Annotated in this window: 22 protein-coding genes and 1 pseudogene; 6 read left to right on the top strand and 17 right to left on the bottom strand. The window is 63.8% G+C overall.

Annotation, left to right across the window (positions count from 1 at the left end; all coding sequences use genetic code 11):
• The 5 genes and pseudogenes from galU (B3P22_RS22495) to gorA all read right to left on the bottom strand — a co-directional run.
• Window positions 1–849: UTP--glucose-1-phosphate uridylyltransferase GalU (gene galU / locus B3P22_RS22495; RefSeq protein WP_296272586.1), on the bottom strand; the 849-nt coding region annotated here is incomplete at its 3' end.
• A gap of 159 nt (window positions 850–1,008) precedes the next feature.
• Window positions 1,009–1,176, bottom strand: a complete 168-nt coding sequence (locus B3P22_RS22490) for a general stress protein (RefSeq protein ID WP_197855667.1) — start codon at window positions 1,174–1,176, stop codon at window positions 1,009–1,011.
• Window positions 1,177–1,288: 112 nt separating this feature from the next.
• Window positions 1,289–1,637, bottom strand: a pseudogene (locus B3P22_RS22485) (DUF421 domain-containing protein); the annotation flags it as partial.
• Between the two features lie 4 nt (window positions 1,638–1,641).
• Window positions 1,642–2,265 carry a trimeric intracellular cation channel family protein gene (locus B3P22_RS22480; protein WP_197855666.1) on the bottom strand — a complete coding sequence of 208 codons (624 nt, stop codon included), beginning with the start codon at window positions 2,263–2,265 and terminating at the stop codon, window positions 1,642–1,644.
• A gap of 7 nt (window positions 2,266–2,272) precedes the next feature.
• The gene (gene gorA, locus B3P22_RS22475) at window positions 2,273–3,631 is read right to left on the bottom strand and encodes a glutathione-disulfide reductase (RefSeq protein ID WP_296272585.1); all 1,359 of its coding nucleotides are present in this window, start codon (window positions 3,629–3,631) and stop codon (window positions 2,273–2,275) included.
• A 69-nt stretch (window positions 3,632–3,700) separates the two neighbouring features.
• On the opposite strand from gorA, the gene B3P22_RS22470 reads away from it, so the two are divergent.
• Window positions 3,701–4,135 carry a VOC family protein gene (locus B3P22_RS22470; protein WP_296272584.1) on the top strand — a complete coding sequence of 145 codons (435 nt, stop codon included), beginning with the start codon at window positions 3,701–3,703 and terminating at the stop codon, window positions 4,133–4,135.
• 190 nt (window positions 4,136–4,325) lie between these two features.
• Here B3P22_RS22470 and galU (B3P22_RS22465) read toward each other — a convergent pair whose 3' ends face one another.
• A complete protein-coding gene (gene galU, locus B3P22_RS22465) occupies window positions 4,326–5,165 on the bottom strand; it encodes a UTP--glucose-1-phosphate uridylyltransferase GalU (protein WP_296272583.1) in 840 nt (279 codons plus the stop codon).
• 42 nt (window positions 5,166–5,207) lie between these two features.
• Entirely contained in the window at window positions 5,208–6,569 is a 1,362-nt protein-coding gene (locus B3P22_RS22460) for a UDP-glucose dehydrogenase family protein (RefSeq protein ID WP_296272582.1), read from the bottom strand.
• A 230-nt stretch (window positions 6,570–6,799) separates the two neighbouring features.
• Between B3P22_RS22460 and B3P22_RS22455 the strand changes: the two genes are divergently transcribed.
• Together B3P22_RS22455 and B3P22_RS22450 are read left to right on the top strand one after the other, a co-directional pair.
• Complete coding sequence (locus B3P22_RS22455) at window positions 6,800–8,593, top strand: thiamine pyrophosphate-requiring protein (RefSeq protein WP_296272581.1); 1,794 nt, start codon at window positions 6,800–6,802, stop codon at window positions 8,591–8,593.
• Between the two features lie 17 nt (window positions 8,594–8,610).
• Window positions 8,611–9,591 (top strand): SDR family oxidoreductase, encoded by a 981-nt coding sequence (locus tag B3P22_RS22450; protein ID WP_296272580.1) that lies wholly within the window; start codon window positions 8,611–8,613, stop codon window positions 9,589–9,591.
• 9 nt (window positions 9,592–9,600) lie between these two features.
• Here the strand turns inward: B3P22_RS22450 and ligD are convergent, their stop codons facing one another.
• From ligD to B3P22_RS22435, 3 genes are all read right to left on the bottom strand, one after another.
• Entirely contained in the window at window positions 9,601–12,129 is a 2,529-nt protein-coding gene (ligD, locus tag B3P22_RS22445) for a DNA ligase D (protein WP_296272579.1), read from the bottom strand.
• A 15-nt stretch (window positions 12,130–12,144) separates the two neighbouring features.
• A complete protein-coding gene (locus B3P22_RS22440; protein ID WP_296272578.1) occupies window positions 12,145–13,005 on the bottom strand; it encodes a Ku protein in 861 nt (286 codons plus the stop codon).
• A gap of 92 nt (window positions 13,006–13,097) precedes the next feature.
• The gene (locus B3P22_RS22435) at window positions 13,098–13,322 is read right to left on the bottom strand and encodes a PLDc N-terminal domain-containing protein (RefSeq protein ID WP_197855657.1); all 225 of its coding nucleotides are present in this window, start codon (window positions 13,320–13,322) and stop codon (window positions 13,098–13,100) included.
• Between the two features lie 186 nt (window positions 13,323–13,508).
• Between B3P22_RS22435 and B3P22_RS22430 the strand changes: the two genes are divergently transcribed.
• Complete coding sequence (locus B3P22_RS22430) at window positions 13,509–14,393, top strand: DUF72 domain-containing protein (RefSeq protein ID WP_296272577.1); 885 nt, start codon at window positions 13,509–13,511, stop codon at window positions 14,391–14,393.
• Between the two features lie 20 nt (window positions 14,394–14,413).
• Here the strand turns inward: B3P22_RS22430 and ubiT are convergent, their stop codons facing one another.
• The 3 genes from ubiT to ubiU are packed head-to-tail and all read right to left on the bottom strand — an operon-like array spanning window position 14,414 to window position 16,756.
• Window positions 14,414–14,875, bottom strand: coding sequence for a ubiquinone anaerobic biosynthesis accessory factor UbiT (gene ubiT / locus B3P22_RS22425; RefSeq protein ID WP_296272576.1), 462 nt, complete (start codon window positions 14,873–14,875; stop codon window positions 14,414–14,416).
• Entirely contained in the window at window positions 14,872–15,759 is an 888-nt protein-coding gene (locus tag B3P22_RS22420; RefSeq protein WP_296272575.1) for a U32 family peptidase, read from the bottom strand. The genes ubiT and B3P22_RS22420 overlap by 4 nt, the downstream gene beginning before the upstream one ends.
• Window positions 15,760–15,766: 7 nt before the next feature.
• Window positions 15,767–16,756, bottom strand: a complete 990-nt coding sequence (ubiU, locus tag B3P22_RS22415; RefSeq protein ID WP_296272574.1) for a ubiquinone anaerobic biosynthesis protein UbiU — start codon at window positions 16,754–16,756, stop codon at window positions 15,767–15,769.
• Between the two features lie 191 nt (window positions 16,757–16,947).
• On the opposite strand from ubiU, the gene B3P22_RS22410 reads away from it, so the two are divergent.
• Window positions 16,948–17,184: a DUF3079 domain-containing protein gene (locus tag B3P22_RS22410; protein ID WP_296272573.1), complete on the top strand. Its 237-nt coding sequence runs from the start codon at window positions 16,948–16,950 to the stop codon at window positions 17,182–17,184.
• A gap of 54 nt (window positions 17,185–17,238) precedes the next feature.
• Here B3P22_RS22410 and norR read toward each other — a convergent pair whose 3' ends face one another.
• Window positions 17,239–18,768, bottom strand: a complete 1,530-nt coding sequence (gene norR, locus B3P22_RS22405) for a nitric oxide reductase transcriptional regulator NorR (RefSeq protein WP_296272572.1) — start codon at window positions 18,766–18,768, stop codon at window positions 17,239–17,241.
• Between the two features lie 137 nt (window positions 18,769–18,905).
• Here norR and ytfE point away from each other — a divergent pair, with 137 nt between their 5' ends.
• Entirely contained in the window at window positions 18,906–19,589 is a 684-nt protein-coding gene (ytfE, locus tag B3P22_RS22400; RefSeq protein WP_296272571.1) for an iron-sulfur cluster repair protein YtfE, read from the top strand.
• A gap of 67 nt (window positions 19,590–19,656) precedes the next feature.
• Here ytfE and B3P22_RS22395 read toward each other — a convergent pair whose 3' ends face one another.
• From B3P22_RS22395 to nrdD, 3 genes are all read right to left on the bottom strand, one after another.
• On the bottom strand, window positions 19,657–20,841 hold the full coding sequence (locus B3P22_RS22395) for an NnrS family protein (RefSeq protein WP_296272570.1): 1,185 nt from the start codon (window positions 20,839–20,841) through the stop codon (window positions 19,657–19,659).
• A 107-nt stretch (window positions 20,842–20,948) separates the two neighbouring features.
• Window positions 20,949–21,674, bottom strand: coding sequence for an anaerobic ribonucleoside-triphosphate reductase activating protein (locus B3P22_RS22390; RefSeq protein WP_296272569.1), 726 nt, complete (start codon window positions 21,672–21,674; stop codon window positions 20,949–20,951).
• A 67-nt stretch (window positions 21,675–21,741) separates the two neighbouring features.
• Window positions 21,742–21,855, bottom strand: a 114-nt coding sequence (gene nrdD, locus B3P22_RS22385; RefSeq protein ID WP_296272587.1) for an anaerobic ribonucleoside-triphosphate reductase, incomplete at its 5' end; no start/stop codon positions are given.

Genomic DNA, 21,855 nt, shown 5'->3' with positions numbered 1-21,855 from the left:
ACGCGGGCTGGCCATCACCGGGTGGGTTTTATGGCGATTCTCGAAACAGAAATTGGTAGCCTGCACATAGCCTTCGGCCGAACCGCAGTCGAAGCGGCGACCCTTGAACTTGTAGGCCAGCACACAGCCCTGCTGGGCCTGTTTCATCAGCGCATCGGTAATCTGGATCTCGCCGCTCTTGCCTGGCTCGGTCTGTTCGATCAGTTCGAAAATGTCCGGTGTGAGGATATAGCGGCCGATGATTGCCAGGTTCGACGGCGCATCTTCAGGGTTGGGTTTTTCCACCATTCGCTCGATGCGGAAGATGTCGTCACGCAGCGCTTCGCCGGCGATCACGCCGTAGCGCGAAACCTCCTCCATCGGCACTTCCTGGATGGCCACGATGGAACAGCGGAACTGCTCGTAGAGCTTGACCATCTGGGTCAGTACGCCGTCGCCTTCCAGGTTCAGGCACAGGTCGTCGGCCAGTACCACGGCGAACGCTTCGTCGCCGATCAATGAACGGCCGGTGAGGATGGCGTGGCCAAGGCCTTTCATTTCGATCTGACGGGTGTAGGAGAAGGTGCACTGATCGATCAGGTGGCGTACGCCGCTGAGGGATTTTTCCTTGCCGGTATTGGAAATCTCGTGCTCCAGCTCGTAGCTGATGTCGAAGTGGTCTTCCAGCGAGCGCTTGCCCCGACCAGTAACGATGGCAATTTCATGCAGCCCGGCTTGCAGTGCTTCTTCAACGCCATACTGGATCAACGGGGTGTCGACTACCGGCAGCATTTCCTTGGGCATCGACTTGGTAGCGGGAAGAAAACGGGTGCCGTAACCGGCGGCGGGAAACAAACATTTCTTGATCATGGTTTCTGTACCAGTTGAGTGACTCGGTACTAGAACTTGACCTGGCTGAAGTCTTTGCAGTTCAAGGAATTTCGCGCGATTGCCGTTTCGCTGCGAGCGCTGTGTTGTGAGTGAGGGAAAGGAGGCCCGTAGCGGGCCTCCCCCAGGCTACGCAATCACTCAACTGCGGCCTCCACCGTGGCTGTTCTGACCACCTTTGCGGCCAGCCTCGGAGGCTTTCTGGCGATCATTGGCAAAATTGCCGCCGCTGTTCTGGCCGCCTTTTTTGCCTGCTTCGGAAGCTTTTTCACGATCGTTGGCGAAGTTGCCAGGGTTTTTGTTAGTCATTTCGTTTCTCCTCAGTGATGGGCAAAACTGCCCGTGCACTGACTTGGAGGAAGGGCCCTGCGAGGACGTTCAGGCTATTTATCCGCCTCGCTCGGCAATCACTGACGAGCGGTCATGTGGATTTTTCGTCAGGCCGCTGGATGATGGAAATCTTGCCGTTACGCTCGACGATCGCGTAGCGAATCTGGTCCAGCCGCTCTAGCCCGCTCTCTCGCGCCGATTCCATGATGTCGTCGAGGGTCAGGCGCGCCTTGCTCATACGCCACTGCATCGGCACGCCGTCTTCGACGATGATGATCGGCGATCCATCGAGCAGGCGTGCCAGCCATTCATTGCGGCGCTTGAGCAGCGCTGCACCGAGGTCCAGCGCGATCAGGGTCGCAACCACCAGAATCATCGCCCAGCAGCGCCTGCTGCGTGGCCTCGCCGATGATCAGCAGCAGCACGAAATCGAAAGTGGTCTGTTCAATGCCGGTCGAGCAGGTGGAAGCGCGGCAGACCGAGATGCCAGTGAATCGCCGCCAGCCGGGCCGCCAACACCACGAACATCGCTGCGGCAGTATCCAGCCAGTGCGGCGTACCCAGGGCGCGCAGACCGATGAAGGTAAGCGCGCCGGCGATGCAGGCGGTGGCGTAGATTTCCTTCTGGAAGATCAGCGGGATCTCGTTGCACAGCACGTCACGAATGACCCCGCCGACCACGCCGGTCATCACCCCCATGATCACCGCGGTGCTGATCGGCGTACCGTTCTGCAACGCCAGCTCGGTGCCGTACACGGTGAACACGGCCAGACCAAAGGCATCGGCGATCAGCAGGCCCTTCTCGTGAATCGGCCGGGTCATGCGCACCCAGGCCACGGTACCCAATGCCGCCAGGGAGGCGACAAGGATATAGGTGTCGTCGCGAATCCAGCTGACCGGATGGTTGTCCAGAATCAGGTCACGCAGCGTGCCGCCACCCAGGGCGGTAACGATGGCCATCACCAGTACGCCGAACAGGTCCATGGACTTGCGTCCGGCCATCAGCGCACCGGTGATGGCGAACACTGCCACGCCGAACAGGTCGGCGACGTAGAACAGCGTTTCCATGAGGCCCTCAGCGGCTGACCGGCGTACGTAGCGTAACGAATTCCTCGGCGGCGCTCGGGTGCACGCCGATGGTCTCATCGAAGATCTGCTTGGTCGCACCGGCCTTGAGCGCGATGGCCAGACCCTGGACGATCTCGCCTGCCTCCGGGCCGACCATATGGCAGCCGAGCACGCGGTCGTTGTCGGCATCCACCACCAGCTTCATCAGGGTGCGCTCCGGGTTCTCGGTGAGCGTCAGCTTCATCGGACGGAAGCGGTTCTCGAAAATCTTCACCTTGTGCCCGTCTTCGATGGCCTGCTCTTCGCTGAGGCCAACGGTGCCGATGTTCGGCAGGCTGAACACGGCGGTGGGAATCATCCGGTAGTCCAGTGGACGATATTCCTCCGGCTTGAACAGCCGACGCGCCACGGCCATGCCTTCGGCCAGCGCGACCGGCGTGAGCTGCACGCGGCCGATCACATCGCCGAGGGCGAGAATCGACGATGTGGAGGTCTGGAACAGATCATCGACTTCGATGTAGCCGCGCTTGTCCAGCTTGACCTCGACATTCTCCAGACCGAGGTTGTCGAGCATCGGGCGACGGCCGGTGGCGTAGAACACACAATCGGCCTCCAGTACGCGGCCGTCCTTTAGCGTGGCGGCGAGGCTGCCGTCGGCCTTGCGTTCGATGCTGGCGATGTCGGCATTGAACTGCAGGTCCAGGCCTTTCTTGCTCAGCTCGTCGCGCAGGTGCTCACGCACCGCGCCGTCGAAGCCGCGCAGGAACAAATCGCCGCGATACAGCAGCGAGGTCTGCGCGCCCAGGCCATGGAAGATCGAGGCGAACTCCACGGCGATATAGCCGCCGCCGACCACCAGCACGCGCTTGGGCAGTTGCTTGAGGAAGAAGGCTTCGTTGGAACTGATGGCGTGCTCGCGACCAGGAATGTCCGGAATCTGCGGCCAGCCGCCAGTGGCGATGAGAATGCGCTCGGCGCTGTGGCGCTGGCCATTGACCTCGACGGTGTGGGCATCGACGATGCGCGCATGGCCCTCGAACAGACTGACGCCGCTGTTGGTCAACAGATTGCGGTAGATGGCATTGAGGCGCTCGATCTCGCGGTTCTTGTTGGCGATCAGAGTCGGCCAGTCGAAATTCGCCTCGCCCAGCGACCAGCCGAAACCCGAGGCCTGCTCGAAGTCCTCGGCGAAATGCGCGCCGTACACCAGCAGTTTCTTCGGTACGCAGCCAACGTTGACGCAGGTGCCGCCCAGGTAGCGGCTCTCGGCGACCGCGACGCGAGCACCAAAACCAGCGGCGAAACGCGCCGCACGTACGCCGCCGGAACCGGCGCCGATCACGAACAGATCGAAGTCGTAACTCATGAGGTATCTCCTTGGCAGATGGGGAGCATACCGTAAAGGCTAGCGCTAAATTGGAAGCAGGAGGTGGATATGCGCCCTACCCTGACTCATCTCGCCCTGCACGTCCCCGATCTCGATGCCTGCATCGCCTTCTATGCGCAGTTCTGTGGCATGCAGGTGATCCACGAACGCCCCGGCAAGGGCACGCGTATCGTCTGGATGGCCGAACCGGGCAAGGAGCACCAGTTCATCTTCGTCATCATGCCCGGCGGCCAGGACCGCAACCTGGCCGCCAACGACTACAGCCACTTCGGCTTCGCCCTGAGCAGCCGCGAGGAAGTCGACCGCATCGCCGCCCTGGCCGAGCGCAAAGGCTGCCTGATCTGGGCGCCGCGCGACGAGCCCTACCCGGTTGGCTATTACTGCGGCGTGCGTGACCCGGCCGGCAATTACGTGGAATTCAGCTACGGCCAGCCGCTCGGCCCCGGCTCGGAGCAAATGCCCGTTCCCAGGTACGGTCAGTGATTCGAGCACAACAGCTGCGCGAACAAGTCCGCTCCCTCAGGATATGAGCTGTCAGCTCAATCCCCCCGTGGGAGCGGACTTGTCCGCGAAAAACATTCGGTCCGGTAAAGCAATGAAGAACGCCGCGATCATGCAAGACAATCGCGGCGTTTTCTCGACTGACGTACCCGAGTACTGACCTGGCGGCGTATCAGAACGCCTTGCCGGTCTTGTACAGATTCTCGAAGCAGAAATTGGTCGCGTCGATGTAACCCTCGGCGCTACCGCAGTCGAAACGCTGCCCCTTGAACTTGTACGCCATCACGCAGCCCTGCTGGGCCTGGCGCATCAGCGCGTCGGTGATCTGGATCTCACCGCCCTTGCCTGGCGGCGTGCTGCGGATCAGGTCGAAGATATCCGGGGTGAGGATGTAGCGACCGATGATCGCCAGGTTCGACGGCGCGTCCTCGGGCTTGGGCTTCTCCACCATGTTGCTGACGCGGTAGATGTCCTCGCGGATCATCTCGCCGGCGATCACACCGTACTTGGAGGTTTCGTCCTTTGGCACTTCCTGGATGGCGACGATGGAGCAACGGAACTGTTTGTACAGCTTGACCATCTGCGCCAGTACGCTATCGCCTTCGAGGTTCAGGCACAGGTCGTCGGCCAGGACCACGGCGAAGGGCTCGTCACCGATCAGCGGCTGGCCGCAGAGGATGGCGTGGCCAAGACCTTTCATCTCGACCTGACGAGTGTAGGAGAAGCTGCACTCGTCGATCAGACGGCGGATGCCAACCAGGTATTTTTCCTTGTCGGTGCCCTTGATCTGGTGCTCGAGCTCGTAGCTCACGTCGAAATGGTCTTCCAGCGCGCGCTTACCGCGACCGGTGACGATGGAAATCTCGTTGAGGCCAGCCTCCAGTGCCTCTTCGACCCCATATTGAATCAGTGGCTTGTTCACCACCGGCAACATTTCCTTCGGCATTGCCTTGGTAGCAGGCAAAAAGCGCGTGCCGTAACCGGCAGCGGGGAACAGGCATTTCTTGATCATGGGACTCCCTAATGGGGATGGTTGGAATGCGCACTCAGTCTATCAAGCCGCGCTGGCCTTACAACTGCCGCTTGCAGGCCGGCCGATGCCACGATAGAGAAACCCCTGCTCGGCCAACTGGCCGGCATCGTAGATGTTGCGCCCGTCGAACAGCACCGGCATACGCATCATGCCGCGGATGCGCGGGAAATCCGGCTGACGAAATTGCTTCCACTCGGTCACCAGGACCAGCGCATCGGCGCCCTGGGTGACGGCATAGGGGGATTCGCTCAGCGCCAGTTGCCCCGACTCGACCGCCGACGGATAGCGCGCCGCGACAGCGGCCGCAGCCGCCGGATCGCAGGCCTGCACCCTGGCCCCGGCGATCAGCAGCGCATCGAGCAGCACCAGGCTCGGCGCTTCGCGCAGATCATCGGTACCGGGCTTGAACGCCAGCCCCCAGAGCGCGACGACTCGCCCCAACAGATGACCGTTGAAATGTTCGCGCAGGGCCTGGAACAGCAGCGTCTTCTGCAGCGCATTGCGCGCTTCGACCGCACGTAGGATGCCTGGCTCGATGCCCTCGTGCTCGGCGGTACGGATCAGCGCCTTGACGTCCTTGGGAAAGCACGAGCCGCCATAGCCGCAGCCGGCATAGATGAAGTGCGTACCAATGCGTCGGTCGCTGCCGATGCCGCGGCGTACCTCCTCGATATCGACGCCCAGGCGCGCACAGATGCCGGCCATTTCGTTGATGAAGGAAATCTTGGTGGCCAGGAAGGCGTTGGCCGCGTACTTGCTGAACTCGGCCGCGCGCACACCCATGCACAGCAGGCGGTCATGATTGCGCAGGAACGGTGCATACAGCCTGCGCAGCAGCTCACATCCACGCTCGTCGTCACAGCCGACGATGACCCGATCAGGCCGCATGAAATCCTCGACCGCAGAGCCCTCCTTGAGAAACTCCGGATTGCTGGCAACGGTTACTCGTGCTCGTTTGCCGCGACGGGTCAGGCCGGCGTTGATGCGCTGCTCGACGCGTTCGGCGGTGCCCACCGGCACGGTGGACTTGTCGACGACCAGGCAGGCATGTTCGAGCCGCTCGCCCAGATCATCGGCAACCGCCAGCACATGACTCAGGTCGGCCGAACCGTCCTCACCACTGGGTGTGCCCACCGCGATGAAGATGACCTCGGCGCGGCGGATTCCGGCCTGAAGCTGCGCGGTGAAGCTGAGCTGCCCCGCCGCCAGCTGCGCCCTGAGCAACGCCTCCAGGCCCGGCTCGTAGATCGGCACCTTACCTTGCGAAAGCTGTGCAACGCGCTGCGGATCGCGCTCGACGCAGACCACCTGGTTGCCCATCTCGGCCAGGCAGGTCGCCGTCACCAGCCCCACGTACCCCGCTCCTATCACGCATATCTGCATCGCAGCAATCCTCCAGGCGTTTGCAGCGATTGCAACCAATCACGGTGGCAGTGATGTGACGATATGGCGAAGCGATGATGACAACGGCCGCCGCCCGCACTGACCACAGGTCAAACAGGAGAAACTTCCGCCGCTGCTTCACGTCCACCCTAATCAGCGGTCATGACAGCGGTAGCCGCCTGGTTACCGCTGCCTCGTCTGGCCGAAACTCGATTTAACGGAGGGTGCAAATGGCCACGACAGTCGGAGATTTCATCGTCGAGCGACTCTACCAGTGGGGCGTTCGTCGCATTTATGGTTACCCCGGCGATGGCATCAATGGCGTGTTCGGCGCGCTTAGCCGGGCCAATGGAAAGATCCGCTTCATCCAGGCCCGCCACGAAGAGATGGCTGCCTTCATGGCTGCGGCAGATGCCAAGTTCTCCGGCCAGCTGGGCGTCTGCATCGCCACCTCCGGCCCCGGCGCGACCCACTTGCTGACCGGTCTCTACGATGCACGTATGGATCACATGCCGGTGCTGGCGATTACCGGCCAGCAGGCGCGCACCGCGCTCGGCGGGCATTACCAGCAGGAGCTGGACCTGGTCTCGGTGTTCAAGGATGTTGCCGGCGCCTTCGTCCAGCAGGCCAGCGCACCGGCGCAGGTGCGTCATCTGATCGACCGCGCCATCCGCACCGCCGTCGGTGAACGCCGGGTGACCGCGATCATCCTGCCCAACGACCTGCAGGAGGCCGAATACGCCGAGCCGCCGCACAAGCACGGCACCCTGCACAGTGGCATCGGCTACAGCCACCCGCGCGTCGTGCCCTATGAAGCGGATCTGCAGCGCGCTGCCGAAGTGCTCAACAGCGGCAAGAAGGTCGCCATACTGGTAGGCGCCGGGGCGCTGAATGCCAGTGATGAGGTCTTCGAAGTCGCGCAGAAACTCGGCGCCGGTGTGGCCAAGGCGCTGCTGGGCAAGGCCGTGCTGCCTGACGATTTGCCCTGGGTCACCGGCTCCATCGGCCTGCTCGGTACGGTGCCGAGCTACAAGATGATGGAGGAATGCGACACCCTGCTGATGATCGGTTCCGGCTTCCCCTACTCCGAGTTCCTGCCGGAGGAGGGACAGGCGCGTGGCGTGCAGATCGACATCCAGCCCGACATGCTCAGCCTGCGCTATCCAATGGAGGTCAACCTGCAGGGCGATGCCGCCGAGACCCTGCGCGCCCTGCTTCCTTTGCTGGAGAACAAGGCGGATGACAGCTGGCGCACCACCATCGAAGGGTGGCGCACCGACTGGGACCAGACCCTGGAAAGCCGCGCCATGGTGTCGGCCAACCCGATCAACCCGCAGCGGGTGGTCTACGAGCTGTCGCCGCGCCTGCCCGAGCGCGCCGTGGTCACCTGCGACTCCGGCTCCTGCGCCAACTGGTATGCCCGCGATCTGAAGATCCGCCGCGACATGCTCTGCTCGCTGTCCGGCGGCTTGGCGTCGATGGGCGCGGCGGTGCCTTATGCTATCGCCGCCAAGTTCGCCCATCCGGATCGTCCGGTGGTCGGCCTGGTGGGTGACGGCGCCATGCAGATGAACAATCTGGCTGAGCTGATCACCGTGGCCAAGTACTGGCGCGAGTGGCAGAACCCGCAATGGGTGCTCGCGGTGTTCAACAACCAGGACCTCAACCAGGTCACCTGGGAGCAGAGGGTGATGGAAGGCGACCCGAAATTCGAGGCTTCGCAGAACATTCCCGACGTGCCCTACCACGCCTTCGCCAACTCTATTGGCCTGCTCGGCCTGTTGATCGAGCGTGAAGAGGACGTCGGCCCGGCCTGGGAGCAGGCTCTGGCTGCGGATCGTCCGGTGTTGCTGGAATTTCGCACCGATCCGGATGTCCCACCGTTGCCGCCGCATATCAGCCTGGAACAGGCCAAGCAGTTCGCCTCCACCCTGCTGCAGGTCGACCCGGACCAGCGCGGCATCCTTGCGCAAACCGCCAAGCAATTGTTCGGTTCGCTGCTGCCGGGTAAGCACAAGAAGTGATCCTCGAGGCTGTTTGAATGAAAAAAGACGATTGCCCGGTGGTGGTGATCTGCGGGGCCAGCGCCGGTGTCGGGCGGGCCACCGCGCATGCTTTCGCTGCCGCGGGCTATGCCGTTGGCTTGCTGGCCCGCAGCGAGGAAGGGTTGGCAGCAGCGACATCGGAGCTAGAGGCCTACGACGTCCCGACCCTGGCGATCAGCGCGGATATCGCCGATGCCAATGCCCTGGCGCTGGCGCTGGCGGCGCAACGTTTCGAGGCCGAGCTCGGCCCCATCGACGTCTGGGTCAAGTCGGCGATGGTCACGGTGTTCGCTGCGATCGAGCAGTTGACGCCGGAGGAGATCAGGCGCGTTACTGAGGTGACCTACCTCGGCGCCGTACATGGCACCCTGGCGGCGCTACCGCTGATGCGCGCACGTAATCGCGGGGTGATCATCCAGGTCGGTTCGGCACTCGCCTATCGCGCCATTCCCTTGCAGTCAGCCTATTGCGCAGCGAAGTTCGCACTGCGCGGCTTCACCGACTCGCTTCGCTGCGAACTCATCCACCAGGGCAGCAAGGTCAAGGTCTGCATGGTGCAGCTGCCGGCGATCAATACCCCGCAGTTCGAGTGGGCCCGCAACAAACTGGGTCAACGCGTGCAACCCGTGCCGCCCATTCATGACCCCGGCGTCGCAGCGCGCGCCATCCTCAGCGTCGCGAGTGCACCTCCACGGGAACTCTGGGTCGGCCTGCCCACCATCAAGGCCATCCTCGGCAACCAGTTCTTCCCAGGCTTGCTCGACCGGTTACTGGCGCGTCGCGCCTGGCAAGACCAACTGAGCGAGGGCCAGCCAGAAACGGCAGGCGACAACCTTTTGGAAAGCGTCGATGGTCTGCACGAGGTGCAAGGGCGCTTTACCCGCAGGTCGCGCGGGCACGCATTGGCGTTGAGTTCAGCGCGGGTGACCGCCCTGCTGGGAACCTGCGCGGTCTTGCTGGTCCTGCTGCTGATCTGACGGCGCAGATCATGGCGCTTCGGCGCCGAGCCGGTCCCACATGGCGCGGGTCAGGCGCTGGCGGTTGGCATACCCATCCCACGGGTCATGGCGCAGCCCATCGAGACGCTGCTGCAGATTGGCGACCGTCCACTGCTGGGCGCTGCGCAGGCCGTCAAGCTCGTCCCGGGCGATCGGCACCGAAACCGGCAGGCCGGGCCGCGCGCGCACCGAGTAGGCCGATACCGTACTGGCACCGCGACCGTTGCGCAGATAGTCGATGAAGATTTTCCCCACTCGGTTCTTAGGCCCCGACGTCGCGGTAAAACGCTCGGGCAATTGCTTAGCCATGAACTGCGCCAGGGCCTTGGCGAAGCCCTTGACCGTATCCCAGTCGGCGTGCCGGGCAAGCGGCACGATGATGTGCATGCCCTTGCCGCCGCTGGTCTTGAGAAATGCCTGCAGGCCCAGCTCGTCGAGCACGCTCAGGGTCAGCCGGGTCGCCTCCAGCATGCTGCGCCACGGCAACGCCGGGTCCGGGTCGAGATCGAGCACGAAATGATCGGGCGTTTCGATGCGGTCGCTGGTACCGCCCCAGCGGTGGAACTCGATGCAGCCCATCTGCGCTGCACCGACCAGGGCCGGCACGCTGTCGATTTCCATCAACCGCGCGTGGCCGGGGTCCAGCTTGGGGTCGAGGTGTTTGATGTTGGGAATCGCCAGACGCTCGGCATGCTTCTGGAAGAATTGTTCCCCCTCTACCCCGTCCGGCGCCCGCACCAGCGACACCGGCCGGTTGCGCAGGTACGGCAGCAACCATTCGGCGATATCCGCATAGAACTGGGCCAGCTGCAGTTTCGTCGTGCCGCTTTCCGGGTCGATAACCCGCTGCGGATTGCTGATCGGTACCCCGGCCACTACCGGCTTGGCGGATGACTTGCGCGAACTTTCTGCCTTCTTGGTCTGTTTCTCCGCTGCGGCGCCTGGCGCACGCGGATGCTCACGAACGATCTGCGCCGCCGGCTTGTCACTGCGCAAGGCGATGAAGCTGGCCTGGCGCACGATGCCTTCGCGCGTCCATTCGGCGAACTCGACCTCGCCGACCAGTTGCGGCTCGACCCAGCTCACACCACGGGCCTGGGCGGCGGTCAGTTTCCGCTCGAGTGGCGATTTGTCTCGTGCCAGCTTGCGCAATTGCTCATGCAGGGTCTTGAGCGACGCTTCCCCGAACCCGGTGCCGACCCGCCCGGCATAACGCAGCCCCTCCGCCTCGTTCACCGCCAACAACAGCGCGCCGAAGCCGCTGCGGCTGCCCTGCGGCTTGGTGTAACCGACGATGACGAACTCCTGGCGCAGGCGGCATTTGAGCTTGATCCAGTCGGCGCTGCGGCGCGACACATAGAGGCTGCCCGAGCGCTTGCCGATGACGCCTTCCAGCGACATGGCGCAGGCGCTCTCGACGATGTCCCGGTGATGGGCGGTGAAGGCCTCGGAGAAACGCAGCGGGCTGCGCCGCGTGCTGCCCAAGGCAGTCTTGAGTTTGCCGCGCCGAGTTTCCAGGGGCACCTCGCGCATGTCTTCGCCGTTGAGAAACGGCGCATCGAACAGGTAGTAGATGAGATCGTGGCTGCGGCCGATGTCGAACGCGTTCTGCAGTTGCTGGAAGTCCGGCAGGCCTTGCTCATTGAGGGCCACGACCTCGCCGTCGAGCCAGCTGTCGCTCAGGCCCAGCTTGGCCAGAGCCTTGGCCTGCTGCGGCAGGCGCTCCGTCCAGTCATGGCCATTGCGGGTGAACAGACGCACTTCATCGCCGCGCACCCGCGCCAGGATTCGATAACCGTCGAACTTCACCTCATACAGCCAGTCGCCTTCGGGCGGACGCTCGGCTAGGGTCGCCAGTTGCGGCGCCAGGCTGTCAGGGAACTCCGCCTGCGTCTTGCGACTCCTTGCCGGCTTGGCCGGCGCCTTGCGCTTGGCCGTTTTGCTCGGACCACCCACCAGCGCGCCGCTGATCACACTTTGCGGCTGCGCCTCGACGATGTCGTACTCGTCGCTGGGCCGCGCGGTGTCGTCGCGCTCCTTGATCAGCAGCCACTGCTCCTTGTCGCTGCTGCCGCGTAGCCGGGTGCGCACCAGCGTCCAGTCCCCGGCCAGCTTCTCGCCCACCAAGGTGAACTTGAGCTTGCCGGCCTTGTAGGCGGCCGCCGGATCGCCTTGGGGCTGCCAGATGCCATGGTCCCAGACGATCACGTCGCCCGCACCGTAGTTGCCCTCGGCGATGCTGCCCTCGAAGCTGGCGTAATCCAGCGGGTGATCCTCGACGTGAACTGCCAGGCGCTTTTGCGTCGGGTCCAGGCTCGGCCCCTTGGGCACCGCCCAGCTCTTCAGGGTGCCGTCCAGCTCAAGGCGAAAGTCGTAGTGCAGGCGGCGCGCATCATGTTTCTGCACCACGAAGCGCAGCGCACCGGCCTTGCTGCGGCGCTTGCGCGGTTGCTCGCGGGGTTCGCTGGTCTGCTCGAAATTGCGTTTGCGGTTGTATTCGCTCTGCGCTCTGGCCATGGTCGGTATCCCGGCTTATTTGCGTGCAGTCTTGGGGCTCTTGCGTGGCGTGCTGGCCTTGGGCTTGGCTTTCGACTTGCTGTCGGGCTTGCCACCCAGGCTGCGTTTGAGCAGTTCGGTCAGGTCGATGACATCGGCGCTGCGGCGCTCCTCCTCGCCCTCGACTCGCTCGACGTTCTCGATCTTGCCAGCCTTGGCCTTCTTCTCCACCAGCGCCATGATGCGGTCCTGGAAGCTGTCCTGATATTCCTCAGGCTGCCAGTCGCCGCTCATGTCCTTGATCAGGCGCTTGGCCATGTCCAGCTCGCTTTTGGCCAACTTGGGCTTGGTTACCGAATCATCCAGCTCCAGCGTCTCCAGCCCACGCACTTCGCTTGGCCAGCGCAGGATCACCAGCACCATTGCCGAGTCGATCGGCATCAGCGCCGCCAGGTGCTGGCGGGTGTGCAGCACCACATGAGCCAGGGCCACCTTGTCGGTGCTGCTCAGCGCTTCGCGTAGCAGCGCATAGACCTTTTCACCCCGACGATCCGGCGCCAGGTAATACGGCTTGTCGATGTGCTGCAGGGGAATCTGCACGCTATCGACGAAGGCGAAAATATCGATGGTCTGCGTCGATTTGGGGTGCGCTTCGCGAATCTCTTCTTCGCTGAGCACCACGTAGCGGCCCTTTTCGTAGGCCACCCCCTTGACGATATTTTCCTTGGTCACTTCCTTTCCGGTGACCTTGTTCACCCGCTTGTAGCCAACCGGGTCCATGCTGCGCTTGTCCAGCCAGTCGAAATCCACGCCCTGGGTCGACGTGGCCGACACCAGGGCAACCGGGATATGAACCAGACCGAAGCTGATGGCGCCTTTCCAGATGGCCCTAGGCATGGCGTTCGTCTCCGTACTGGGCGTGGCCGGCGCAAATGGCCGGTGCCGTCGAACTCTCAACGGTCATCTGACCTTCCTCTTCTCACCTGCCGTTACTTGCTGTGCTCCGGCGAGGACGGCGGCGGGCTCATGCCACGCGGCCCGAACAAGCCCCACAGGCCCAGCCCCAGTATCGGGAACAGCACGATCACCAGTGACCACATGGCTTTTGTCTCTACACCCTTGTCGCTGCGAAAGACGCTGACGATGGCCCATAGGTCGAGCAGGATGATGATCACGCCGAGCGCAATGAATAGCAGACTGATTTCACCGGACATCTCGAAATTCCTCCGCGCAGGTCCATACAATTGTGTCCGCGCCCAGAGCCTGCGGTTCAGAGAAAATTCGCTCGAATGATTGGCGCCGGCCAGGCATCGAATGCCACATGCGAGCTATGAGGTGATGCCAATGAGCTTTTTCGTTCTGCCCCAACAGCGCTGCCTACGCCTGTGGCGGGTGGCGCCATGAGCGATGTCCGCATCGGCATTTCCGGCTGGCGCTACGCGCCCTGGCGCGGCGACTTCTACCCCAAGGGTCTGGTGCAGCGGCGTGAACTGGAGTTCGCCTCGCGTGAGGTGAACAGCATCGAGATCAACGGCTCGTTCTACGGCCTGCAGACGCCCGAGCGCTATAGCAAGTGGGCAGCACAGACGCCCGATGACTTCGTCTTCAGCGTCAAGGCGCCGCGCTTCATCACCCACGTGCGCCGTCTGGTCGACATCGACGAACCGCTGGCCAACTTCTTCGCGTCCGGCCTGCTGGGGCTGAAGGAAAAACTTGGCCCCATCCTCTGGCAGTTTCCACCCAGCTTCCGCTTCGACGAAACCCTCTTCGCCGAGTTCGTCGCCAAGCTGCCAACCGATACCGACCAGGCCCGCAGCCTCGCCCGTCACGCCTCCGCCCGACTGCACGTGGCCGGCTACCTGGACGCCGCAGCGGATCGCCCCCTGCGGCATGCCGTGGAGATTCGCAATGCCAGTTTCTGCGACCCGGCGTTCATCAAGCTGCTGCGCCAACACGGCATCGCCCTGGTGGTGGCAGACACGGCAGGCAAATGGCCTTATGCCGAAGACATCACCGCCGACTTCCTCTACCTGCGCCTGCACGGCGATGCCGAGTTGTATGTCAGCGGGTATTCGCCTGAAGCCCTGCAGCATTGGCAGCAGCGCATCGAAATCTGGACCGCCGGCGGGCAACCCGACGATGCCCGGCTGATCGACGAGGCACATAAACCCCGCCGAACGGCGCGCGATCTTTACTGTTACTTCGATAACGACGTGAAGGTCCGGGCGCCCTATGACGCGCGCGACCTCCAGCAACGGCTGCAGCGAAGCGCAGAATCAGGCTGACAGCGCGCGGTCAGCCTCACTCAGCGCACGGCTTCGCCAATCGCCTGGATCAGCTGCCAGGCTTTGGGTGAAAGTTCCTGCGGTTCGAGCGCATCGAGTAGATTCTTCACACCCAGCCCGAGATCGGTGTCGCCCTCGATCACCAGGTGACGGCGAAAGAACAAGGTATCCGGGTCTTCCCGGCGGCTGGCCAGTAGAAGGAAGTCGCGCCAACTGCCGCGAATGGTCACGTCCACTGCCGCTCGGCGCCGTACCAATAGCTTGGTGCCGACGCAGCTCACGCACCAGGCCAGGCCCAGGTCGCTGATCTCGATGCGCAGCCAACGTCCCGCCAGCAGATCGAACGCACCCTCGGCCAGTGGCTTGGCGAACAACCGGGCCGCCGCGCTTTCGATCAGCCGGCGCTGTACGGCAAAGGGGACGTACTGCCCGAGTGGCAATAGCGGCGTGCCCAGTTTCACCAGTCGTTGGGCCAGGGTCATGAGTTCAGCCCCTGCGCCGTCAGCATGCCCGGAAGGCCGTGCCAGTAACCGTTGCAACCACTCACCGCCAGGGGCGGCAGGCCTCCGTCGCGCACCGCGGCGAAATCCCCGATTACCTGTGCCATACCTTCGCTGCGCGGACTTAGGCGCAGGATGTCCACCCCGCTGTCGGCTAGGGCCGGGTAGTCAGCCAGGAGATTGCTGACCTCAGCAGACAGGGTCTGGATGCCATTGAGGGTGAACAACGGCTGCGCCTCCTGGCTGAGCAGCGCGATGCCCTCGGGGTAGTTCTGGCAGCAAAACTGGCAGTCATCCTTGGGCCGGTTTTCAGCCCGCGCCGTGAAGCAGCGCGCCGAGTACGCCAGTGGTAGATGGCCGTAGGCGAACAGCTCGACTTCCGGGCGTTCTATCTGCAGGGCATCGAGTTGTTGCAGGCAATCGTGCAGCAGTTGCCCGGAGCACTCCACGGGGGGAACCCAGCGTTGCAGCCCGCACGTCATCAGCTCATGCAAGGCATGGGCGTTGTACAGGTTCAGCGCCGGCCCGGCGACGAAAGGCAGGCCCCGCTCGGCAAGCAGCTGTACCGCTCCCATGTCATTGGCCTCTACCAGCAATTCGCCATTGTCGCAAAGGCGGCGCAGGCTGGCCAGTTCGGAGGCAGCCTCGACCAGCGCCAGGCCGGACAGCACCAGCTCGGCGCCGGTGCATGTGCGCAGTTCGCGGGCCAGTTGCAGCCAGTCGTCCAACGACAGCGCGCGGCGCTTGGAGCAAACCGTTTCGCCCAGGTAGATGATATCGAACGGTTGTTCGGCCATCTCGGCATAGAAGTCCAGCAGTTTGCTGCGACTCCAGTAGAACAGGACGGGGCCCAGACTCAGTTTCATAGCTTCCTCATTGCCAGGATCGATGATAGGCGCCAAGCGTGGTCTGGCTGCCCTCGGACAGCCGCGCCAGCTCCTGGCGCCAGCGTTCCTGGACGACGAAATGGCCAGTGGCATGGGCATCCAGCGCTTCGCGCCAGACCCGGGTAACCTGCTCGACATACGCCGGACTGCGCTGGCGTCCTTCGATCTTCACCGCGGCGATGCCCATCTCGGCCAACTGCGGGATCAGATCGATGGTGTTGAGGCTGGTGGGTTCCTCCAGGGCGTGGAAGCGCTGGCCCTCGACCAGGAAGCGACCCTTGCATAGGGTCGGATAGCCAGCCGGCTCGCCCTGCGCATAGCGGTCGATCAACACCCCGCCCAGACGCGAATTCAGGCCCTGGGTATCTTCCTGCCAGCGCACGGCCTTGGCCGGCGAACAGACGCCGCACAGATTGGGGGACTCGCCGGTAACGTAGGACGACAGATGGCAGCGCCCCTCAGCCATGATGCACAGGCTGCCGAAGGCGAAGACCTCCAGCGGCACGCTGCTCTTTTCCGCCACCTGGCGCACCTGGGCCAGCGACAGTACCCGCGGTAGCACGGCCCGGCGAATGTTGTAGCGCTGCTGGTAGAACGCCAGTGCCGCAGCGTTGGTGGCAGAGCCCTGCACCGAGAGGTGCAGGTTGAGGTCGGGATGATGGCGACTGGCATAGGCCAGCACACCCGGATCGGCGGCAATCAGCGCGTCCACTCCGAGTGCGGCGGCCTGGTCCACCGCGCGTTGCCAGCGCTGCCAGCCCTGCGCCTGCGCGTAGGTGTTGACCGCGACATAGAGCTGACGGCCGCGCTGACGGATGAGCTGCAAACCCATGTCCAGCTGACGGTCATCCAGATTCAGGCCAGCAAAATGACGGGCGTTGGTGTCATCGCGAAAGCCCACGTAGATGGCATCCGCCCCCTGATTCAGCGCGGCCTTGAGGGCGGGAAGACTTCCCGCGGGACAGACCAGATGCATGATTCGACTCCTGCTTCGACAGCGAGGCGCCACTCTAGGCGACGCATCACCGAGGTCGCCTTGACTGCGATCAAGTCGGTTCGGCCGGTGCCTCACGGCGCCGAATGCGCCGAAACTTGATATCGATCAAGGCCGCCACAACTGGCGCCACTAGGCTTGAGAGGACGACAAGCCAGGCAGGAAACGCTGAAATGGCCAAGAAGTTTCCCTTGCACCCGAGCCGCCCCGATCGCATCTGCTGGGGCTGTGATCGCTATTGCCCGGCTGATTCGCTGGCCTGCGGCAATGGCGCCGACCGCACCATGCACCCGGTCGAGATGCTCGGCGATGATTGGTATGAGCATGGCGATTGGGGTATGGATCTGGCAGAGCCGCAAGAGAAAGCGAGTACCGATATCGCCCAGGTGCGCCTGGTGCCCCTGGAATAAAGCTCTTGCGGTCTAGCCTGCGGGAATGCAGCGCATCCCGCCTATTGTTTGCAATCAAAGAAGGTTCAAACGCCTTGCCAGCTTGCGCAAGTTGCTCGGATCGACGGCCAGCGCCCGGGCGGTAGCGGCCCACTTACCACCATGCTCGCTCAGCGCATTGCGGATCAGCTCTCGCTGATAGCGGTCCACACTCTGCTGCAGGCTCTGGCTGGATATCAGCGCTGGCGTTGCAGGGGCGCTTGCCGGCAGCGCGACCGGCCCCTCCAGCCCCAACCAGGAGGCACCGATACTGAGCAAGGCGGTACGCGACTCGGCCTGGCTCAATACCTTGAGCGCAGCCCTGCTGATCACATGCTCCAGTTCACGCACGTTGCCTGGCCAGCAATAGCCCAGCAGCGCTTCCTCGGCATCGGCTGACAGGCGCAGGCAACGCAGGCCCAGGCGCGCGCGGTTGAGCTCGAGAAAGTGCCCGGCCAGCAACAGGATGTCCCTGCCCCGCTCGCGCAAAGGCGGGATATGCACCGGGTAGACCGACAGACGATGATAGAGGTCGGCCCTGAAACGCCCCTCACGAACCTCTTCCCACAACCGTCGGTTGGTCGCGGTGATCACACGGACATCGACATTTCGCGCCCGGTCGGCGCCCAGGCGTTGGATCTCGCCGTTCTGCAGGGCACGCAGCAACTTGGCCTGGATCGACAGCGGCAGCTCACCGATCTCGTCGAGAAACAGCGTGCCGCCGTTGGCGGCCTCGAAGCGCCCGGGACGATCCTGCGTGGCGCCGGAAAACGCGCCGCGCACATGCCCGAACAGCTCGCTTTCCGCCAATGTCTCCGGCAGCGCTGCGCAGTTCACGTACACCAGCGGCTTGCGCGCACGAGGCGAGTGGGCATGCAGCCAACGGGCAAACAGTTCCTTGCCGACGCCGGTTTCGCCCTGCAGCAACACCGGCAATTCGGACTCAGCCACCACGCCGAGTTCGTCGAGCAACTGCGTGAGGATTGGGCTGTCGCCCAGAATCATGCCCGCCGCCTCGTCACCCTCCTCGCCCGGTTCACTGCGGACCAGACGCAGGCTGCGAATCTCGTTTTCCAGTCGACAGGTCCGCAGCGCCGCCTCGATCAACAGGCCATAGCGCTGCAGCCGTTCGCCGGCGCGGCGGTCGAAGGTGCCGGGGCGCAAGGCATCGAGCGTCACCGCGCCCCACGTACGACCATCGACCACCAGTCTCATCCCCATGCAGTCGTGCACCGGTAGCGGCTCGTCCGGGCTGTGCTGCAACAAGCCATCGTAAGGATCGGGCAGCTCGCTATCGGCCGGAAACTGTACCGGCGCGCGCTGCTCCATGATCAGTGCCAGACGCGGGTGCCTGGCAACTGCGAAGCTGCGCCCCAGGGTTTCGTGGCTGAGCCCGACCGCAGCCTGAGGTCGCAGGTTGTCGCCATCCAGGCGCAATAGCACCACCGCACTGCAGGCGAAGACTTCACGCAGGCTCACTACCAGCCGCTGCAGGCGTACGGCGCTGGGCAACTCGCCTGTCAGGTCGGCGAGCAAGGTGTTCTGCAAGGGAGTGAAATCTACCATTTCGGGTGCCCCGGACCTGATTCGTGGCGGGTAGATTAGACCTGTAAGCCGCGCGAGCCCTTGATTGCCGTCAAGTCTTGCCCCGGCACGGTGTTTGCGATGGGCACAGGCACAAACCAGCCTGAAAGGAGCCATGCATGGCCAACCAACTGCTCGACCACACCCTCGGCCACATCGCCTGCAACATCCCCGGTGCAACCCGGGTTCTCCATGAATTCCACCTCGACTTCTGCTGCGGTGGCCAGAAGAGCCTACGCCAGGCAGCGCAGGAGCGCGGCATCGATGCTGAACAGGTACAACGGCACCTGCTCTCGCTCGATGATGAAACCGGAACTGAAGAAGATTGGCGCACGGCGCCGCCGGAGCAGCTTATCGAGCACATCCTGGAGCGCTACCACGACGTCCATCGCCAGCAGTTGCCGGAGCTGATCCGCCTCGCGGCCCGTGTCGAACAGGTGCACGGCGGCCGTGAGCACTGCCCGCTGGGCCTGACGGATCTGCTGATGAACCTGCTGCAGGAACTGGAAAGCCATATGCAGAAGGAGGAGCAAATCCTCTTCCCGATGATCCAGCGCGGCGGTGGTGTGATGCTGGGCGCGCCGGTTTCGGTAATGCGCTATGAGCATGACCAGCACGGCGATGCCCTGCAGCGTCTGGTGGCATTGACCAATGGCATGCAGCCGCCTGCCAACGCCTGCAACACTTGGCGAGCGCTTTACGGTGGGCTGGATGAACTACGCCGCGACCTGATGCAGCACATCCACCTAGAAAACAACCTGCTCTTCCCCCGCGCTTTGGGTGAATCGGTCGGCTATCAATAAGCACCTGCCGCCGCGCGCCCCAACCAGGAGCGCGCGGCGGCAGTGAGGTCACTTGTTTTTCTTGCCCCTAGCCCGGGTGACCATCGACACGCGGCCGACACAGCATGGCCCCGTAGCAGTAGAGATACTGTGCGAAGGCCAGGCTCCAGGCCAGGGCTGCCAGCCAGAGCGCCGGCTGGTAGGCGAAAGACACACCGAAGACCCTGACCAGCGCGGCCAGATTGAGCGCGACGAAGGCGATGGCGAAACCGCGTGGCAACTGTAGCGCACGCCCCGTGTGGCCCAGCGACACCCGTGCCAGCATGGCCAGGATCAGGCCGCCCATGGCACCGATGGTCAGCCCATGCAGGGCCTGGCTGAAAGCCAGCGCAGCGCCCAACTGCGACGCCGCAAGCGCAAGGCAAGCCACTACCAGCCAGGCATAGGCCAGGTGCAGCGACCACAGCAGCGGCACCCGCAGCAGACCGGCATCGAACCAGCGGTACAGGCGAATGCCGTGCCCCAGCCCTAGAGCCAGCAGCAGGATCGCGGCGAACCAATGAGGCTGCAGCAGCAATCCTACAGCGGTGAGCACGGCCAGCAGCACGCTACCGACCAGCAGGGCCATATCCAGCCAGACCCAGGGCTGCACCGCCTCTGTCCGGCCCAGCCCGCGTTGGGTGAAGAAGGGAATCACCCGCCCGCCGATCACCGTCATCATCGCTGCCACCAACCAGATGGCTGCCAGGCAGCCCTGGCGTTGCCAGACCTCATGCCCGAGCGCCACGCCGAGCAGACTGAGCAAATCCGCCGCAGCCAACAATGCGAGCACCAGCACGATCGGGTAGTTGCGCCGCTGGCGTACCGCCCAGAGCAGCCGGGCCATGATCACCGCGACCGCAAGCAGAAACGCCACGTTGGTCGCCAATAGCAACCAGGCCGAAGGCAGCCACCAGCTCATACGCCCCAACAACCAGAGCGCGGCCAGCCAGGCCAACGGCCTGCCCGACAGGCTCGGTCGCCCCGTCCAGGTCTGCACCGCCGTCAGCAGGAAGCCCGCGATGATGGCCCCGGCGAAGCCGAACGTCTGCTCGTGGCGGTGCCAGGCCAGCCAACCGCCCTGTGGCTCGGCGATAGGAGCGCCGTAGAGCGCCACGATCCAGAGCGGCACGGCCAATACGGCCAGTCCCGCGCCGAACAGAAAGAAGGGGCGAAAGCCCAGGCGCAAGATCGCCGGAATGGCCAGGGCCTTGCGCTTATCGGTAATCAGCATGTTGTCTCCTCCCCCGCCCTGATCGAGGCGCAGGGGTTACTAGAATGTCGGGGCCTTGGTAGTCGAGCGGCCCCCATGGTCTTTCCGGCACGCTTCCAGCCATTGGCCTAGGCCGCGCGCAGTTCGAAACGTTCGAACAGTTGCTCGAAATAAGGCCAGAGTTCTGCCGCCTGCGGTGGTGTGGCAGCAGTGCCCAACTGCTCGTCGAGCATCCGCTGCGAGCGAGCCAGCTGCACTGCGAAGCGGCGTACGCCTTGAGCCGCCAGGCGTTCGCCCAAACGTCGCAGGTGCCGGCAATCGAACAGGTCCCAATGCACCGTGGTGCGGCATTCGTAGCTCACACCGCTTGCCAGCAGCAGTTCCAGGCTTTTCCAGTTGGCCTGGCCGCTGCCGCTGACGCCGGTGATCAGCGCCGCCTCTTCCTCCAATGCCTTGACGTCGAATCCGACCCAGTCGCAGTGCGCCAGTGCGCGTCCGAACGAAGCCGGTTTGATCCCGGCGCTGTGCAAGCCGACTTTGAAACCCAGCTCGCGCACCCGACGCATGGCCGACGGCAAGGCCAACTGCAGCGTGGCCTCGCCACCGGAAAACACGACCGCCTGCAGCAGTCCCTGGCGCTGCTGCAGGAAATCCAGCACCTTGGCCCAGCTCCAATCGGTGTTCGTCGCACCGCAGCGGATCAGTTCCGGGTTGTGGCAATAGCGGCAGCGCCATGCGCAGCCCTGGCAGAACAGCACGCAGGCCAGGTGATCGGGGTAATCGAGGGTCGTCATCGGCTGCAATCCGCCAATGCGCAACGCTTGGTGGGTAGGATGCAAAGGGGTTGCAGGCATGGTCGTCGCTCCGGGCATGAAGATGACGAAGCCCGGGCCATGGCGATGGCCCGGACTCGCGGCGCACTCAGCGTGGCTCGACGAAATGCTGGCGCTCGCGATGCTCCGATTGCTTGCCCAGGTTGAAGGCCGTCACCGGGCGGTGGTAACCCATCACCCGGGTCCAGACCTCGCAGCGCTG

It is taken from the genome of Pseudomonas sp. UBA6323, assembly GCF_002439135.1.
Taxonomy (GTDB): Bacteria; Pseudomonadota; Gammaproteobacteria; order Pseudomonadales; family Pseudomonadaceae; genus Aquipseudomonas.
Note: the sequence above shows the minus strand (reverse complement) of the source record. Positions and strands in the feature narration are given on the sequence as shown.

What these genes read in the sequence shown, in the direction of transcription:
- B3P22_RS22450 (WP_296272580.1), top strand. Translation starts at nt 8,611, where the DNA reads ATGAAAAAAGACGATTGCCCGGTGGTGGTGATCTGCGGGGCCAGCGCC.
- B3P22_RS22490 (WP_197855667.1), bottom strand. Translation starts at nt 1,176, where the DNA reads ATGACTAACAAAAACCCTGGCAACTTCGCCAACGATCGTGAAAAAGCT.
- B3P22_RS22430 (WP_296272577.1), top strand. Translation starts at nt 13,509, where the DNA reads ATGAGCGATGTCCGCATCGGCATTTCCGGCTGGCGCTACGCGCCCTGG.
- ligD (WP_296272579.1), bottom strand. Translation starts at nt 12,129, where the DNA reads ATGGCCAGAGCGCAGAGCGAATACAACCGCAAACGCAATTTCGAGCAG.
- B3P22_RS22480 (WP_197855666.1), bottom strand. Translation starts at nt 2,265, where the DNA reads ATGGAAACGCTGTTCTACGTCGCCGACCTGTTCGGCGTGGCAGTGTTC.
- B3P22_RS22435 (WP_197855657.1), bottom strand. Translation starts at nt 13,322, where the DNA reads ATGTCCGGTGAAATCAGTCTGCTATTCATTGCGCTCGGCGTGATCATC.
- B3P22_RS22390 (WP_296272569.1), bottom strand. Translation starts at nt 21,674, where the DNA reads ATGCCTGCAACCCCTTTGCATCCTACCCACCAAGCGTTGCGCATTGGC.
- galU (WP_296272583.1), bottom strand. Translation starts at nt 5,165, where the DNA reads ATGATCAAGAAATGCCTGTTCCCCGCTGCCGGTTACGGCACGCGCTTT.
- B3P22_RS22455 (WP_296272581.1), top strand. Translation starts at nt 6,800, where the DNA reads ATGGCCACGACAGTCGGAGATTTCATCGTCGAGCGACTCTACCAGTGG.
- B3P22_RS22395 (WP_296272570.1), bottom strand. Translation starts at nt 20,841, where the DNA reads ATGCTGATTACCGATAAGCGCAAGGCCCTGGCCATTCCGGCGATCTTG.
- gorA (WP_296272585.1), bottom strand. Translation starts at nt 3,631, where the DNA reads ATGAGTTACGACTTCGATCTGTTCGTGATCGGCGCCGGTTCCGGCGGC.
- B3P22_RS22410 (WP_296272573.1), top strand. Translation starts at nt 16,948, where the DNA reads ATGGCCAAGAAGTTTCCCTTGCACCCGAGCCGCCCCGATCGCATCTGC.
- B3P22_RS22460 (WP_296272582.1), bottom strand. Translation starts at nt 6,569, where the DNA reads ATGCAGATATGCGTGATAGGAGCGGGGTACGTGGGGCTGGTGACGGCG.
- ubiT (WP_296272576.1), bottom strand. Translation starts at nt 14,875, where the DNA reads ATGACCCTGGCCCAACGACTGGTGAAACTGGGCACGCCGCTATTGCCA.
- norR (WP_296272572.1), bottom strand. Translation starts at nt 18,768, where the DNA reads ATGGTAGATTTCACTCCCTTGCAGAACACCTTGCTCGCCGACCTGACA.
- B3P22_RS22470 (WP_296272584.1), top strand. Translation starts at nt 3,701, where the DNA reads ATGCGCCCTACCCTGACTCATCTCGCCCTGCACGTCCCCGATCTCGAT.
- B3P22_RS22440 (WP_296272578.1), bottom strand. Translation starts at nt 13,005, where the DNA reads ATGCCTAGGGCCATCTGGAAAGGCGCCATCAGCTTCGGTCTGGTTCAT.
- B3P22_RS22420 (WP_296272575.1), bottom strand. Translation starts at nt 15,759, where the DNA reads ATGAAACTGAGTCTGGGCCCCGTCCTGTTCTACTGGAGTCGCAGCAAA.
- ubiU (WP_296272574.1), bottom strand. Translation starts at nt 16,756, where the DNA reads ATGCATCTGGTCTGTCCCGCGGGAAGTCTTCCCGCCCTCAAGGCCGCG.
- ytfE (WP_296272571.1), top strand. Translation starts at nt 18,906, where the DNA reads ATGGCCAACCAACTGCTCGACCACACCCTCGGCCACATCGCCTGCAAC.